General features: G+C 58.6%; 15 protein-coding genes. 8 read left to right on the top strand and 7 right to left on the bottom strand.

What is annotated here, in order from left to right:
- Positions 1–14 precede the first annotated feature (14 nt).
- On the bottom strand, positions 15–1,400 hold the full coding sequence (gene sad, locus EGY08_RS29420; protein WP_123829324.1) for a succinate-semialdehyde dehydrogenase: 1,386 nt from the start codon (positions 1,398–1,400) through the stop codon (positions 15–17).
- Between the two features lie 105 nt (positions 1,401–1,505).
- On the opposite strand from sad, the gene ptrR reads away from it, so the two are divergent.
- Positions 1,506–2,384: a putrescine utilization regulator PtrR gene (gene ptrR, locus EGY08_RS29415; RefSeq protein ID WP_123829323.1), complete on the top strand. Its 879-nt coding sequence runs from the start codon at positions 1,506–1,508 to the stop codon at positions 2,382–2,384.
- On the opposite strand, the gene EGY08_RS29410 is transcribed toward ptrR, so the two are convergent.
- The gene (locus EGY08_RS29410) at positions 2,338–2,820 is read right to left on the bottom strand and encodes a GNAT family N-acetyltransferase (RefSeq protein WP_004119929.1); all 483 of its coding nucleotides are present in this window, start codon (positions 2,818–2,820) and stop codon (positions 2,338–2,340) included. The two genes, ptrR and EGY08_RS29410, sit on opposite strands and share 47 nt — an antisense overlap.
- A gap of 145 nt (positions 2,821–2,965) precedes the next feature.
- Between EGY08_RS29410 and EGY08_RS29405 the strand changes: the two genes are divergently transcribed.
- The gene (locus tag EGY08_RS29405) at positions 2,966–3,910 is read left to right on the top strand and encodes an L-lactate dehydrogenase (protein WP_112164915.1); all 945 of its coding nucleotides are present in this window, start codon (positions 2,966–2,968) and stop codon (positions 3,908–3,910) included.
- A gap of 13 nt (positions 3,911–3,923) precedes the next feature.
- Here the strand turns inward: EGY08_RS29405 and EGY08_RS29400 are convergent, their stop codons facing one another.
- From EGY08_RS29400 to dtnK, 3 genes are read right to left on the bottom strand one after another with little or no spacing between them, the layout of a single operon-like run.
- Complete coding sequence (locus tag EGY08_RS29400) at positions 3,924–4,685, bottom strand: DeoR/GlpR family DNA-binding transcription regulator (protein WP_004119899.1); 762 nt, start codon at positions 4,683–4,685, stop codon at positions 3,924–3,926.
- A gap of 1 nt (position 4,686) precedes the next feature.
- On the bottom strand, positions 4,687–5,673 hold the full coding sequence (locus EGY08_RS29395) for a D-threonate 4-phosphate dehydrogenase (RefSeq protein ID WP_049115657.1): 987 nt from the start codon (positions 5,671–5,673) through the stop codon (positions 4,687–4,689).
- Entirely contained in the window at positions 5,666–6,904 is a 1,239-nt protein-coding gene (gene dtnK, locus EGY08_RS29390; protein WP_123829322.1) for a D-threonate kinase, read from the bottom strand. The genes EGY08_RS29395 and dtnK overlap by 8 nt, the downstream gene beginning before the upstream one ends.
- Before the next feature lie 176 nt (positions 6,905–7,080).
- On the opposite strand from dtnK, the gene EGY08_RS29385 reads away from it, so the two are divergent.
- The 6 genes from EGY08_RS29385 (at position 7,081) to EGY08_RS29360 (ending at position 12,970) form a co-directional block, all read left to right on the top strand.
- Positions 7,081–8,226 (top strand): iron-containing alcohol dehydrogenase, encoded by a 1,146-nt coding sequence (locus EGY08_RS29385; protein WP_049115654.1) that lies wholly within the window; start codon positions 7,081–7,083, stop codon positions 8,224–8,226.
- Between the two features lie 18 nt (positions 8,227–8,244).
- Positions 8,245–9,129 carry a dihydrodipicolinate synthase family protein gene (locus tag EGY08_RS29380; RefSeq protein ID WP_123829321.1) on the top strand — a complete coding sequence of 295 codons (885 nt, stop codon included), beginning with the start codon at positions 8,245–8,247 and terminating at the stop codon, positions 9,127–9,129.
- 111 nt (positions 9,130–9,240) lie between these two features.
- Positions 9,241–10,002, top strand: a complete 762-nt coding sequence (locus tag EGY08_RS29375; protein WP_004119877.1) for a TerC family protein — start codon at positions 9,241–9,243, stop codon at positions 10,000–10,002.
- A 28-nt stretch (positions 10,003–10,030) separates the two neighbouring features.
- Positions 10,031–11,203: a sialidase family protein gene (locus tag EGY08_RS29370; RefSeq protein ID WP_004119874.1), complete on the top strand. Its 1,173-nt coding sequence runs from the start codon at positions 10,031–10,033 to the stop codon at positions 11,201–11,203.
- Positions 11,200–11,670, top strand: a complete 471-nt coding sequence (locus EGY08_RS29365; protein WP_004119856.1) for a YhcH/YjgK/YiaL family protein — start codon at positions 11,200–11,202, stop codon at positions 11,668–11,670. Before EGY08_RS29370 ends, EGY08_RS29365 begins: the two co-directional genes overlap by 4 nt.
- 19 nt (positions 11,671–11,689) lie before the next feature.
- Positions 11,690–12,970: an SLC13 family permease gene (locus tag EGY08_RS29360; protein ID WP_004119848.1), complete on the top strand. Its 1,281-nt coding sequence runs from the start codon at positions 11,690–11,692 to the stop codon at positions 12,968–12,970.
- Between the two features lie 142 nt (positions 12,971–13,112).
- Here the strand turns inward: EGY08_RS29360 and EGY08_RS29355 are convergent, their stop codons facing one another.
- Both EGY08_RS29355 and EGY08_RS29350 read right to left on the bottom strand, forming a co-directional pair.
- Positions 13,113–13,901 carry a PhzF family phenazine biosynthesis protein gene (locus EGY08_RS29355; protein WP_123829320.1) on the bottom strand — a complete coding sequence of 263 codons (789 nt, stop codon included), beginning with the start codon at positions 13,899–13,901 and terminating at the stop codon, positions 13,113–13,115.
- Positions 13,902–13,910: 9 nt separating this feature from the next.
- Complete coding sequence (locus EGY08_RS29350; RefSeq protein ID WP_123829319.1) at positions 13,911–14,702, bottom strand: PhzF family phenazine biosynthesis protein; 792 nt, start codon at positions 14,700–14,702, stop codon at positions 13,911–13,913.
- Between the last annotated feature and the right edge of the window lie 162 nt (positions 14,703–14,864).

Genomic DNA, 14,864 nt, shown 5'->3' with positions numbered 1-14,864 from the left:
GGCAGTTTGTAGGGTTAGCGGCGATCTCTCCAGACGGTCTGGACGTTGCAGAATTCATGCAGGCCAAAATGGGAAAGCTCGCGGCCAAAACCGCTTTTCTTCACGCCGCCGAACGCCACGCGGGCATCGCTGGCGCAGTAGCCGTTGATAAACACCCCGCCGCACTCCAGCTCATCGGCAAAGCGCCGGGCCTGCGTTTCACTGGCGGTATAAACCGTTGCTGAAAGGCCAAATTCGCTATCGTTAGCCAGCGCCAGCGCATGATCGGCATCGCGGGCTTCGGTAATCGTCGCCACCGGCCCAAACAGTTCTTCACGAAAGCCGGTCATCTCAGCGGTGACGTTCCCCAGCACCGTCGGCGCATAGTAGTTACCCGCGCCTTCGATTTTTTCCGCGCCCAGCAGCAGGGTCGCCCCCTCTTTTAGGGTCGCCCGCACCTGCTCGTGCAGCTCATCGCGTAGGTCGAAACGCGCCATCGGTCCAATATAGTTCTGCTCGTCGCGCGGATCGCCTATTTTCAGCGCGGCGACGGCGGCGACAAATTTCTGCGTAAAGGCTGCAGCAATACCCGCTTCGACGATGAAACGCTTCGCGGCGGCGCAGACCTGCCCGGTATTCTGGTAGCGGCCAATCACCGCCGCCTTCACGGCCTCATCGAGGTCGGCGTCGTTAAGGACGATAAAGGGATCGGAGCCGCCCAGCTCCAGCACGCATTTTTTCAACGCCGCGCCGGCCTGGGCGCCAATAGCCTTCCCGGCGCGCACGCTGCCGGTGACGGTCACCGCGGCGATGCGCGGATCGTTAATCATTTGCGAAACGCCGTCGTTGGTGGCATTAACCCAGCCAAACACGCCTTCCGGCACGCCCGCTGCGGCAAAAATTTCGCCAATCATCGCCGCGCTGCCCAGCACGTTTGGCGCATGCTTAAGCAGATAGCTGTTGCCCGCCAGCAGAATCGGCACCGCGCCGCGCAGCACCTGCCACACCGGGAAGTTCCATGGCATGATCGCGAGGATCGCGCCCATCGGACGATACTCAATCACCGCTTTATTGTCTTCAACCAGCGTCGCTTCGGTATTCAGCATCGCCGGGCCGTGTTCGGCATACCAGTCACAGAGATTGGCGGATTTAGCGACTTCGCCGCGCGCCTGGGCAATCGGTTTACCCATCTCAAGGCTAATCATTTGCGCCAGCGCTTCGCCACGGTCGCGCATCACGCTGCCGACCTTACGCAGCGCCGCCGCGCGCGCCGCCACGCTGACGTTGCGCCATTGACGATAACCCCGTTCCGCAAGGGCAATGGCTGAATCGACTTGTTGTTCGCTGGCCCAGGGCAGAGACGACAGCGTTTCACCTGTGGTTGGGTTCACGGAAACCGCCTGAGTGGCAGATAATTTCATCGTTTTTCTCTCTGTGTTGATTGCGAAGTGACCTTATTCTGGCTTACCCTTCCCTTCATTAAAAATGAATAATATTAAGCAACCTTTTCACAAAAGAAGAACGCTATGGATCTGACCCAGCTTGAGATGTTTAACGCCGTCGCCAGCACTGGCAGCATTACCCAGGCCGCGCAGAAGGTGCATCGCGTGCCGTCAAACTTGACCACGCGCATTCGCCAGCTGGAGGCGGATCTCGGCGTCGAACTGTTTATTCGCGAAAACCAGCGCCTGCGTCTGTCGCCCGCCGGACATAGCTTTTTACGCTATAGCCAGCAGATCCTGGCGCTGGTTGATGAGGCGCGGATGGTGGTCGCCGGAGACGAGCCTCAGCGGCTGTTTTCGCTCGGCTCGCTGGAGAGTACCGCCGCCGTGCGTATTTCCCCGACCCTGGCGCACTTTAACCAGCGCTATCCAAAGATCCATCTGGCCCTCTCCACCGGCCCATCCGGCACCATGATCGACGGCGTACTCGAGGGCAACCTGAGCGCGGCGTTTGTCGACGGCCCGCTGGTGCATCCGGGGCTTGAAGGGTTACCGGTGTTCCCGGAAGAGATGATGATCGTCGCGCCATTTGGCCATCCGCCCATCGCTCGCGCCAGCGAAGTAAACGGCGCCAGCGTCTACGCGTTTCGCGCCAACTGCTCCTACCGCCGTCATTTTGAGAGCTGGTTCCACGCCGATCGCGCCACCCCGGGGCGGATCCATGAGATGGAGTCCTATCACGGCATGCTGGCCTGCGTCATTGCCGGCGCCGGACTGGCGCTGATGCCGCGCAGCATGCTGGAGAGTATGCCGGGCCACCAGCAGGTTTCCGCCTGGCCGCTGGCCGAAGAGTGGCGCTGGCTAACGACATGGCTGGTCTGGCGGCGCGGGGCGAAAACTCGCCAGCTCGAGGCGTTTATAGCGCTGCTGAACGAAGATCGACAAGCAGCAGTTTCTCCATAAAGATGCTTAACGGATCCGGCTGATACGGCGTGAAGGCGCTGCGCGTCTGATACCCATTGCGCGTATATAGCGCAACGGCGGCGTGCTGATGAATGCCGGTTTCCAGGCGTACGGTATGGCATTCACGCTTTATCGCCTCTTTCTCCAGCGCCGCCAGCAGTTTTTCTCCCAGCTGCTGGCCGCGATGGGCCGGGTTAATGAACACCCGTTTCATCTCGCCAAACCCCTCTTCGCCGAGCACGATCGCCCCGCAGCCAACGGCCTGCTGCCGGGCATCGCGGATAATTAGTGCGATCACCGACTCCGCCGGGAGCGCGCTCAGGTCGATCAGATGGTTGCTTTCCGCCGGGTAGAGCGTCTGCTGGTAAGCATCCAGTTCGGCAATTAAAGCGGTGAGGTCCGGGTGGTTTAGCGGGGTCGCGGCGATAGTGTACATAAATAAGCTCCTTTTTTGAGCGTACTGTAACGCGCGGCGTCCGCAGCGCCGCCATAGCATTAACTTATAGCTTCCGGCCCCACTTGCTCTCACCCCTTGGGAGGCAGTAATTTTGCCGCATGACGTCTTTTATCAGGATAAAACGATGAATACCAAAGCACGCAAGGTGATGATTATCGGGGCCGGAAACGTCGGCGCCTCTGCGGCCTACGCCCTGTTAAACCAGTCGATTTGCGAGGAGCTGATCCTTGTCGATCTCAATAAACCACGCGCCGAAGCGCACGCTCAGGATCTGAGCGACGCGGCCGCCTATATGCCGGGAATGATGACGATTTCCACCCGGGAAGCCAGCGACTGCGCCGATGTCGATATTGCGGTGATCACCGTTTCCGGCGGCGCGCTCAAACCGGGCCAGACCCGGTTGGACGAATTGACCAACACGGCGAAAATCGTCAAAAGCCTCGTCCCGCAGATGATGAGCGGCGGTTTCAACGGCATCTTTTTGGTTGCCACCAATCCCTGCGACATCATCACCTGGCAGGTATGGCAGCTTTCCGGCCTGCCGCGCAGCCAGGTACTGGGGACTGGCGTCTGGTTAGATACCACCCGCTTACGCAGGGTGCTGGCCCAGGCGCTGGATATCGGCGCGCAAAGCATCGACGCCTTTATTCTCGGAGAGCATGGCGATGCCCAGTTTCCGGTGTGGTCGCACTCGGCGGTATACGGCTCCGCCATTGCCGATGTTTACCAGAAACATACCGGTAAAGCCCTCGACCGGGAGCTGATTGCCGACAAGGTGCGTAAGCTGGGGTTTGAGATTTACGCCGGCAAAGGCTGCACGGAGTACGGCGTCGCCGGGACCATCGCCGAAATCTGTCGCAATATTTTCACCGGCAGCCATCGCGCGCTGGCGGTATCGTGCATTCTTGATGGAGAGTACGGCGTAAGCGGCGCGGCGGCTGGCGTTCCCGCGGTGCTCACGCAAAGCGGCGTGCAGCAAATCATTGAGCTACAGCTGGCAGATGATGAAGCGGAGAAGTTCCACCACGCTATCGAGGTGATTAAAGCCAATATCACCCGTCTGCCGTAAGCCGCTTCCCCGGCTAGCCGGCCACGATCAGCCGGGGATGAATATGCGTTAACGCTTCGCGCGTCGCTTCCGGCAGATGACTATCGGTAATGATATCGGTGAGTGAGTCGAGATGCGTGATATTAAACAGCGACCAGGCGCCGTATTTGGAGCTGTCCGCCAGCAGTATGCGCCGCCGGGCGTTGGCGATTAAGTCGCGCTTCAGCGCCGCTTTCTCTTCCGTTGGCGAGGTGACGCCCTTCTCCAGGTCCCAGCCGTTGCAGCTGACGAATGCCAGATCGGGCCAGATATTCTGCAGCAGGCGGCGCCCGTGATCGCCGATGCAGGACTGGCTGCTGTCATCGATGCGCCCGCCGATGATCGTCACTTCAATTTGCTTAAACTCTGACAGGAACAGGGCGATATGCAGGTCGCTGGTGATCACCCGCAGCGGCAGATGGGTAATTTGCCGGGCCAGTTCAATCATGGTGGTCCCGGCATCGAGGACAATGGCGTCCCCGGCCTTAACCAACGCCGCCGCCGCGCTGGCGATGGCGTATTTTTCCTGCAGGCTACGCTGGGATTTCTCCTGCGTGGTCGGTTGTGCTGGAATAAACCGGTTGAGGGTCACGCCGCCGTGCGTTCGGCTGATCACTCCTTCCTGATCGAGCTTAATCAGGTCTCGGCGAATGGTCGCGGGCGAGGCGTCGGTCACCGCCACCAGCTGGTCCACTGTCACCAGATTATGGCTCTTGAGATAATCCATAATCTGCTCTAACCGGTTATATCCCTTCATGTTATTCCTGTGCGATTTGCATGGCGAGCTCAATAGAGGTAGTCATGCTGTCAGACTTAGCTTTACCTGTCCAGGCAATATCAAACGCCGTGCCGTGGTCGGCGGAAGTGCGAATAAACGGCAGTCCGGCGGTAATATTCACCCCATCATAAAACCCAAGCAATTTTAGCGGAATATGTCCCTGATCGTGATACATCGCGACCACCATATCAAACAGCCCTTCGTGGCACTGCATAAACACCGTATCCGGCGGGCACGGTCCGGTCACGTTGAGCCCTTTAGCTTTCATTGCGTCAACCGCCGGCCCGACGATGCGGATCTCTTCATCGCCAAACAGGCCGTTTTCCCCGGCGTGAGGATTAACCCCGGCGACGGCGATACGCGGCTGGCTATAACCCACCCGGCGCAAGAAGCTATCGGCAATACCAATCACCGTCTCCACCCGCGGCTGGTTCAGGTTATCGAGGAATTTACGCAGCGCCACATGGGTGGAGATATGGATAACCTTGAGCTTATCGGTATACAGCACCATCGCGAAATCTTTGGTCTGCGTCAGATGAGCCAGCATTTCGGTATGCCCTGGGAAATGGTGCCCGGCCAGATGCAGCGCCTCTTTATTTAACGGCGCGGTGGCGAGCGCGAACACTTCTCCGGCCATCGCCAGGTTGGTCGCCCGCTTGATGCAGCGGTACGCTAAATCACCTGCCTGTGCCTGTACCTCGCCCGGGCGCAGTCCCTGCGGATCGGTCAGCGGTTCGTCGATAACGTTGATGACGCCAGGACTAAACCGCGCCTGCCCCGGATTATCAATGATTCGTAGCTCGGCGCGAGGGGTGATCTCCATCGCCAGGATCCGCCGCAGCGTCCGCGCGCAGCCCACCACCACCACCGGCGCACCGTTCAGTTTCCCCTCCGCCAGGGATTTAATAATAATTTCCGGGCCAATGCCTGCCGGATCTCCCATCGTTACCGCTATGATGTTAGTCACTCATTTTCTCCTCAATAAAGTTCACGACCTCCAGCAGGGTGGTTTCCGTTCCGAATCCGCCTGCCTTAGTCATTACCGGCCGCTGCCAGCTGCTACCCAGAAAATTGCCGTACGGCACGCACTGCGCCACCCGACCCGTAATATGAAATCCGCTGGCCCCCAGCGCCTGCGCGACGGCGATGGCCACGTCGCCGCCGGACAGATATAGCGCCCCCGGCTGGCGCTGGGCGATGGCCCGTTCGCTGACCTGCGCCAGATACGCGCAGATACGTTCGCCAAGCGCGGTGCGATCGACGCCGTGCTGACGGCACAGGGCATCAATGCCCTTTCGCGCCTCGCTATCGGGACGCGTGGTGACGACGCAATGATTATTTTCACTCAATACCGCGGCGATGCGTCGGGCGTCAGCGTCGACATCGCCGCCAAAGGCCATCGCGACATCAATTTCTACGCGAACAACGCGCGGATGCGCCTCAAGCCGGGCGACCTGCTGTTGCGCGATCTCGCTCATTGAACCGACAATCGCCAGCAGCGGTCCGCGCGGTACGGCAGCCAGCCGACGCGCCAGGGCGTCACACAATCCTGCCGACCCCGCCAGCAGCACTTTCCGATCGCAGGCCGCGACTGCCTCGATAATGGCGTCCAGTTGCCGATCCTCTTCGGCGTCCACGATCAATACTCGCGGTACATCGCCCGTCTGCGCCAGCGCGGTCGCCAGGGTATCGACCGTCGCCCTAAGGCAGCGCAGCTCGCTTTGCTGCGCCACCACGGCGGCGATATCCGCGCTGCCGACCGGCGTTTTCGGGTCGGTGGCGAACTCGGTTTCATTGACCGGCAGGCCGCGCACATAGCACAGCCCATCTCGCGTCACCCGGCCTGCCGCCGGGAAAGCCAGGGCCAGGACCGCCACGGAGCACGCCAGAGCGCGCATCGTCGCCTCCAGTTCGGCGCCGAGGTTGCCGCGCAGGGTGGAGTCGATTTTCTTCACCGTCCAGCGCGGCTGAAAACGCGGCAAGATAGCCTGCAAGAGATACGTAATACGCCGTGCCGCTTCTGCGGCGGGCTGCGCGCGGCTGTCGCTATTGAGGATCAGCGCCTGCGCCTCTCCCCGATAGCGATCGGAAAACGCCACTTCCGCCCGCATTCCCGTCTCCGCCAGGCTGACGCCGGCGTCATTAGCGCCGGTGAAGTCGTCCGCCAGAACCAACACCTTATTATCCCCGCTGCCCATCGCTTTCCCTTTTATCACTGTTCGACATTGATAATGATTATATTCAATCACAATTGATTAAATGTGAGCAAGCTCAAGTTATTAAATCGCCGTATAAATTATAACTTCACCCCACAATGTGAATGGCACGCAGAACGGATGATTAAATTTAATCATTCATAAAAGAGGAGAAAAAAGTGGCAACCATTAACAGCACTCTGATTAGCGGCGCGGGCGCCTTTACCGCCCTGCTGCCGCTGCTGGCGGGCAAACGGCGCATTTTGCTGGTCACTGACGGCAACGTGGGCAAACTCCATGCCGCGCAGCAGATCCGCGCGCTTCTGCAGGATGAGGGGCGTCAGGTGCAGATCGTGGATACGGTGCCCGCCGAGCCGAGCCAGCACGATATGGCGCAGATTCAGCGCCTCGTCAGCGCCAGCGAGCCGCAGCTTATCGTGGGGATTGGCGGCGGTAGCGTTCTGGATGTGACCAAGCTGCTCTCGGTCCTGCTGCATCCCTGCTCACCGGGGCTTGACGCGCTGCTGGCAGGCGAAAAACCGCAGCAAAAAGTAACCTCTCTGTTAATTCCCGCCACCGCCGGGACCGGCTCAGAGGCCACGCCGAACGCAATACTGGCTATCCCGGAGCAGAGTACCAAAGTGGGCATTATCTCCCCGGTTCTGCTGCCGGATTACGTTGCCCTGCTGCCGGAATTGACCACCAGCATGCCCGCACACATCGCCTCCTCTACCGGCATCGACGCGCTGTGCCACCTGATTGAGTGCTTTACCGCCACCGTTGCCAATCCGGTGAGCGATAACGCGGCGCTGATTGGCCTGCGCAAGCTGGTACGCAATATCGAGCTCTCGGTGACCGAGCCGCAGAACCTGAGCGCGAAGCTGGAGATGCTGTGGGCCTCTTATTATGGCGGCGTGGCGATCAACCATGCGGGTACCCATCTGGTTCATGCCCTCTCCTATCCGTTGGGCGGCAAATACCATCTGCCGCACGGCGTGGCGAACGCGATTTTGCTGGCGCCCTGTATGAAAGCAGTGCGCCCGCATGCGGTGGCGAAATTTGCCCAGGTCTGGGATCTGATCCCTGAGGCCGATCTGACGCTCAGCGAAGAAGAAAAATCTCATGCGTTGGTCGCCTGGCTGGCCGCGCTGGTGAAACGCCTACAGCTGCCAGACAACCTCGCCGCGCTGGGCGTGCCGCCGGAAAGCATCGGCGAGCTGAGCGAAGCGGCGCTAAACGTCAAACGTTTACTCAATAACGCGCCGTGCAGCGTTAACCAGCAGCAGGTCGAAGCGATCTACCGCACCCTATTTCCACAGCCATAACACTCGGGAAAGATGAATATGAGCAATGCAATTACCGGCGTACTGACCGCCATCGTGACGCCCTTTACCGCCGAGGGCGCGGTAAATATTCCGTCGCTGAAGCAGCAGATTCAGCGTCAGCTCGCCGCCGGCAACGGTATTTTCTGCGGCGGGACCAACGGCGAGTTTTTTGTGCTCAATGAAGCGGAAAAAGTCGCTGTCGCTAAAGCCTGCGTGGAAGAGGTCGCCGGTCGTGCGCCAGTGGTGGCGCATATTGGCGAAGTGTCGACTCGGGAAACCATCCGTTTGGGTCAGCAGATCGAAAAACTGGGCGTCGATGCGGTCTCGGTCATCACCCCGTGGTTTGTCCCGCTGACGCAGGATGAGCTTATCAGCCACTATACGGCCATCGCTGACGCTCTGAGCGTACCGATATTCCTGTACAACATCCCGGCGCGTACCGGCAATACCATCGAACCTCAGACCGCGCGCGTTCTGGCGCGGCACGCCAACATCATCGGCGTCAAAGACAGCGCCGGAAGTTACGAAAGCCTGACGGGATTTCTCGATGCGGCGCGAGGCATTGCCAATTTCGACGTGCTGAATGGCCCCGATTCGCTGATTCATCAGGGATTTATTGACGGTTGTTCCGCCTGTATTTCCGGGCTGGCCAACGTCGCGCCGAAAGAGATCAACGCCATCTGGGCGCGCTTTAACGCCGGCGATATTGATGGCTCCCGCCATGCTCAGGAGAGCGTGACCGGGCTGCGTACCGATCTGTATAAAGTGGCGTTCTCGCCGGCGGCAGTAAAAAAAGCGCTGCAGCTGATGGGTTTTGCCGTCGGCGACAGCCGCTATGCGGTCAGCTTTACGCCAGCCCAGTGCGAAAAAATCAAAGACATTATCGCAAGGTATATTTCCTGAACACACCAGGAATACCGGGTTCGATCGTCGGTGCCGGTTACAGGAATAAACAGCACCGACAATCTTGACGATTATTTATAACACGTCTTACGCTGTGTAAGGGATGTTGCCATGTTTATCTGGATGCTGGACCCTGAAATAGGGTTGACGCTAATCACGCTGACCTTCCTGGAGATTATTCTCGGGGTCGATAATATTATATTTCTTTCACTGGTGGTGGCGAAACTCCCGCCCCATCAGCAAAATCTTGCCCGCAAGTTAGGGCTCAGTGGCGCAATGATCATGCGCGTGTTATTGCTGGTGTCGATTGCCTGGCTGGCGCACATTACGCTGCCGCTATTTACCATTGCCCATTTTGTCGTTTCTGTGCGCACGATTATTTTATTTGTTGGCGGTTGTTTTCTTATTTACAAATCACTGCAGGAAATACGCGGCGAGCTTCAGCCGGAAGTAGAGTCGCACAGCGACGGCCTGCGCCAGCTCTCGCTGGCCGGGGCCATCATCCAGATTATGCTGCTGGATATCGTCTTCAGCCTTGATTCTGTTATTACCGCAGTCGGTCTATCGCAGCATATTTTTATTATGATTACAGCGGTCATTATCGCCGTCGGCGTAATGATGTTGGCGGCGAAAACCATCGGCGATTTTGTGAATAATACACCAACCATGAAAATGCTCGCATTAACGTTCCTGCTGCTGGTAGGGATATTACTGGTGGCCGATAGTCTGGAAATACACATTGCGAAAGGCTACCTCTATTTTGCTATTTTCTTTTCGCTGGCGGTAGAAACGCTAAATATTATTCGCAGCAGAAAAATCATTAAAGCTTCACAGCAGCAAGACGCTTACGTCTCATTACCGATCAATAAATAAAACCCTACTAAAATAACGGAGAGTGAATATGTCTGTAACCGCAGTTCGTGACGGTATTATTTCTCAGCACCCGCAGGATGAGCGCGTGGAAACCGCCATGCTCCCCTCATCCTGCCCGCAAAATCACGCGGCTAACCTGCTGCCGCTGCCGGACGGCTCGCTGATGTGCGTGTGGTTTGGCGGCACTCAGGAAGGCGTCGCCGATATCTCCGTCTGGGGGTCGCGCCTGCTCCCCGGCCGTCGCCAATGGTGCGATGCGGTCAAATTGTCCGACGACCCCAGCCGCTCAGAGCAAAATCCGCTGCTTTTTCTCGACCCGGATAACGTGCTGTGGCTGCTGTGGACCGCGCAGATCTCCGGTAATCAGGATACCGCCATCGTGCGCTACCGCCAGTCAACGGATCTGGGGCAGACCTGGGGCGACATTGCCACCCTGCTCGACAAGCCCGGCACCTTTATTCGCCAACCGATGACCGTTCTGGACAACGGCAACTGGCTGCTACCGGTCTTCTACTGCCGCACGCGGCCGGGCGAAAAGTGGGTCGGCAACGATGATATCAGCGCCGTCAAAATCTCCGCCGATAAGGGCAAAACCTGGCGTGACGTCGAAGTCCCGCACAGTCTCGGCTGCGTGCATATGAATATCACCCCGCTGCCGGGCGGCGTGCTGGTGGCCCTCTTTCGCAGCCGCTGGGCAGACAATATCTACTACAGCCAGTCGGTGGACAACGGGGAAAGCTGGTCAGCGCCGGAGCCGACGGTGCTGCCCAATAATAACTCGTCTATTCAGGTCACTACCCTTGCCAGCGGCGAACTGGCGCTGGTGTTTAACCCCATGAGCGCCGCCGGCGCGCTGGAACGTCGCGCGTCGCTTTACGATGAAATCGACGACGGCGACAGCAGCCGTAAAGAGCCAGAAGCTAACGGCGGTCGCTCGGCGTTCTGGGGCGCGCCGCGCGCGCCGATGACTGTCGCCCTCTCTGCCGATGGCGGTAAAACCTGGCCATGGCGGCGCAATCTCGATGAAGGCGACGGCTACTGCATGACTAACAATTCGCTGGATAAGCGCAATCGCGAGTTCTCCTACCCGAGCATTAAACAAGGGGCGGACGGCACGCTACACATTGCCTACACCTGGTTCCGCCAGGCGATTAAATACGTGCATATCACGCCCGAATGGGTGAAGGAGTCCGCGCGATGATCGTCGGCAACCTTAACGCTCTGCCGCTGGCAGGGCTTCCCCCGGCGCTGCGGCAAATTCTCGCCCATCCGCAGGCCACGCTAGCGGCGCTGAGCGCCAGGAAAGACGGGCGCTGGCAGCCGGAAAACTGTCGCTGGTATTGCGATATCGGCGAAGCGTCCACCCAGCCCGCCGCGCGGCGTCACACCGAATATCACCATCAATGGGCCGATATTCAGGTGATGCTGGCAGGCTGCGAGGTGATTAACGCCGGAACGCTCCGCGTCGCGCAGGATAGCGATGAAGAGCGCAAACCGGATCTGTTTATCGCCCGCGATTGCCCTCTACCGGTATCCATCACCCTGCATGCCGGTGATTTTGCGCTATTTCTGCCCGGCGAACCCCACCAGGCGCTGTGCGCGGTAGACGCGCCGGTAACGGTACGCAAAGCCGTATTTAAAGTGCCGGGCGACATGCTGGAAGGGTAAATAATAAGGAGCAATAACGATGACAATGGAAATGATTCTGGCGCTGGGCATTCTGGTGCTGATGATCGTGCTTATCATGTCGGACAAAATGGCCTTTGGCGCACCGCCGCTGCTGGCCTGTCTGCTATTGGTTGTGACCGGGCTCGCCAACGTCCAGCAGGCTTTTGCCGGGTTTGTAAACTCCAGCGTCATCATGATCGCCGGGTTTATGGTGGTCATGGCGGCGCTGCAGAAAACGCGGCTGATAGGCAACGTCAAGTCCGCGATGGTGAATCTGGTGAACAGAGGCAGCTACAAAAGCTATGCTCTACTGCTATTGATTGTGATGCTCGGCGCCAGCCTGGCGGGTACTGGCTCAACCGGCTACTACGTGCTGATCCTGTCGCTGGTCTCGACGATCCCCTACAGCAAGAAGCTGCCGACCTCGAAGCTGATGATGCCGCTGGGATTCGCCACCAACCATCCGCTGTTTCCGGTTAACGTCGCGCTGCTGTTCGGCGTCACCGCGACGGTGCTGCAAACCGCCGGATTTAACGAAGAAATTTCGATGGTGAAATTCGCGCTGGTGAATCTGGTGATGTCGCTGGCGTTCCTGGCATGGTGCCTGCTTGCCTGGCGCTTTTTACCCGATCACCCAATAGCCGATGCTTCTGAAGAGGCCATGGCGGTGCGCGAAGAGGAAGCCGTCACCCTGCCCGCGTGGAAAGAGTACTGCACCGTCGGGGCATTCGCCGTCAGCGTGGTCGGCATGATGCTGATGAATCAGTTAGGCAATATCGCCTACGTGGTGCCGGGCCTTGCCGCCGCGTTCGTCATGATGATTAACGTCGTCGACTTCAAGGAGGTGCGCGATCATATGGGCGCGCCGGTTATCCTGATGATGGCTGGGGTTATCGGCGTCGCCGACGCGCTGGCGGGCACCGGGTTTACGGCAATGGTGGGCGATGCGGTTGCGGGCGTGCTCGGCTCCAGCGTCTCTCCGTTCGTCTTTATTTTTATCTTTGCGCTGCTGACCAGTACCTGCGCCACCTTTACCGGTTCGAACATGGGGTCGGTCTATATCTTCGCGCCGATTGCTATCGCCGCCTGCACCAGCCTCGGCCTTAACCCAACCGCGGCCGCTATTGCCGTGGTCATTTCAGGCTGGAACGGCGGCTATATGCCGATTGACGGCATGCCGGCAATGATTCTGGGAATGGGTAAATATAAATTGCCGGAATTCTGGCTATTTTCGGTACCCATGTACTTAATTCGAATTCTGGCATTATGCGTCGGCGCGATCGTTATATTTCCGATGTAATTAACGGATAAGCCCCATCGTCGTTTTACCCGCTCGTGGCGTTGGATTTTCGTCGCGTACGCAGGATACTTCCGCCTGGTCACCCACTCAGGCTCAGGATCGGCTGACCTCTCGCCGATCCTATCTTATTATTACGGCCTGGCTAGCGCAGCGTGATGACGCCGTTTAAATAGGTCACCGCCTGGCCGCTCATCAAGACTCTTTCGCCCTTCAGCTGACAGCGAATATCTCCGCCGCGCGCGGAAACCTGACGCGCCAGCAGATGGGTTTTGCCCAGCTTCGCACTCCAGTATGGGATCAGCATGGTATGCGCCGAACCGGTTACCGGATCTTCCCACACCGCTTCGCCGGGTGAGAAAAAGCGGCTAACGAAGTCATATTCGCCGCTGCCTGCCGCCGTCACGGTCACTTTATGTTCACCGGGCGTCATCGCCGCAATGTTGGGCCGCAGGGCTTCGACCCGGTCACGAGAGGCAAGTTCGATGAGCCATGCGCGCCCCTTGCGGGCGTGGAGATAGCTGTCAATCCCCAGCGCGGAGAGCATCGCCGCGGGCGGCTCGCGCTCTTCGGTTTGCCCCGCCGGGAAATCTAGGGTCAGCCAATCGCCTTCGCGGCTCACGGTCAGCCGACCGGAAGCGGTCGCGAAGTGAATCACCGCATCAGGATAATCCAGGTGATGAAATATCACGTGCGCGCTGGCAAGCGTGGCGTGGCCGCAAAGATTAACCTCGTTGCGGGTGGTAAACCAGCGCAGCGCAAAACCATCGCTCTCAGGCACCACAAACGCGGTTTCCGACTGGTTGTGCTGTTGGGCCATTTTGAGCAGCAGCTCATCCGGCAGCCACTCCTTGAGCAGACATACCGCCGCCGGATTACCGGCAAAAGGCTGCTCGCTGAACGCCGCCACCAGATAGACAGGAACGTCAATCACCGGGCCTCCTTAGCGTAAAGTTATGGTGCCGATGAGGTAGGTCGTCGCCTGACCGCCGATCAGAACCCGATCGCCCCGCCACTGGCAGCGCAGGTCGCCGCCGCGGGCCGACACCTGCCGTGCCTGCATCTCCGTTTTGCCGAGCTTCTCGCCCCAGTAGGGAATCAGCATGCTGTGCGCGGACCCGGTGACCGGGTCTTCCGCCACCGACTCGCCCGGGCAGAAGAAACGGCTGACAAAGTCATACTCTTCATCCGCGGCACTGATACAGATCATTTTGCCAAGGCGCTGGAGCATATGCATGTCCGGACGCACGGCCTCGACCTGCTGGCGGTCGGCTAAAATCACCAGATAATCGCGCGCCACGCGAACTTCCACCGCGTCGCTCACCCCGAGCCCCGTCAAAAGTTCAGCTGGCGGCTGTTCAACGACCGTCGTCGCCCAGGCCGGGAAATCCAGCGTCAGCCAGTCACCGCTGCGGGTGACGCGAAGCTCGCCGACTAAGCGGGTGCTAAACACGATTGTCGACGAGGGGTGGTCGAAATATTCAAAAATGACGTGCGAGGCCGCCAGGGTCGCGTGGCCGCAGAGGTTGATTTCGTACAGCGTCGTAAACCAACGCAGCTCATACCCCTCATCCGTACGCACAAAAAACGCGGTCTCCGACTGATTATGCTGCTGGGCCATTTTCAGCAGCGTTTCGTCCGGCAGCCATTCGGTGAGCGGGCAAACCGCCGCCGCGTTACCGCCAAAGTTACGATCGCTGAAGGCATCAACCAGATAAAAGCTAATTTCCTGCATTGTTCTGTCCCTCTTTTTTTTACTTATCGATAACATGACATAAACGGGAGAAATCCACACGTTTAATAGAAAAATTAATCCGTTAGTCGCAGAAACCTCGCCTCAACAAAAATGAGATGCAGATCACAAAATGATTGTATTTTCAGCAGCAATCGTTTTAAG

Origin of the sequence: Klebsiella sp. FDAARGOS_511 (genome assembly GCF_003812845.1) — a bacterium.
Classification (GTDB): Bacteria; Pseudomonadota; Gammaproteobacteria; order Enterobacterales; family Enterobacteriaceae; genus Klebsiella; species Klebsiella grimontii.
The sequence above is the reverse complement of the archived record's forward strand: the minus strand, read 5'-3'. Positions and strand labels throughout refer to the sequence as shown.

What these genes read in the sequence shown, in the direction of transcription:
- sad (WP_123829324.1), bottom strand. Translation starts at nt 1,400, where the DNA reads ATGAAATTATCTGCCACTCAGGCGGTTTCCGTGAACCCAACCACAGGT.
- ptrR (WP_123829323.1), top strand. Translation starts at nt 1,506, where the DNA reads ATGGATCTGACCCAGCTTGAGATGTTTAACGCCGTCGCCAGCACTGGC.
- EGY08_RS29410 (WP_004119929.1), bottom strand. Translation starts at nt 2,820, where the DNA reads ATGTACACTATCGCCGCGACCCCGCTAAACCACCCGGACCTCACCGCT.
- EGY08_RS29405 (WP_112164915.1), top strand. Translation starts at nt 2,966, where the DNA reads ATGAATACCAAAGCACGCAAGGTGATGATTATCGGGGCCGGAAACGTC.
- EGY08_RS29400 (WP_004119899.1), bottom strand. Translation starts at nt 4,685, where the DNA reads ATGAAGGGATATAACCGGTTAGAGCAGATTATGGATTATCTCAAGAGC.
- dtnK (WP_123829322.1), bottom strand. Translation starts at nt 6,904, where the DNA reads ATGGGCAGCGGGGATAATAAGGTGTTGGTTCTGGCGGACGACTTCACC.
- EGY08_RS29380 (WP_123829321.1), top strand. Translation starts at nt 8,245, where the DNA reads ATGAGCAATGCAATTACCGGCGTACTGACCGCCATCGTGACGCCCTTT.
- EGY08_RS29375 (WP_004119877.1), top strand. Translation starts at nt 9,241, where the DNA reads ATGTTTATCTGGATGCTGGACCCTGAAATAGGGTTGACGCTAATCACG.
- EGY08_RS29370 (WP_004119874.1), top strand. Translation starts at nt 10,031, where the DNA reads ATGTCTGTAACCGCAGTTCGTGACGGTATTATTTCTCAGCACCCGCAG.
- EGY08_RS29365 (WP_004119856.1), top strand. Translation starts at nt 11,200, where the DNA reads ATGATCGTCGGCAACCTTAACGCTCTGCCGCTGGCAGGGCTTCCCCCG.
- EGY08_RS29360 (WP_004119848.1), top strand. Translation starts at nt 11,690, where the DNA reads ATGACAATGGAAATGATTCTGGCGCTGGGCATTCTGGTGCTGATGATC.
- EGY08_RS29350 (WP_123829319.1), bottom strand. Translation starts at nt 14,702, where the DNA reads ATGCAGGAAATTAGCTTTTATCTGGTTGATGCCTTCAGCGATCGTAAC.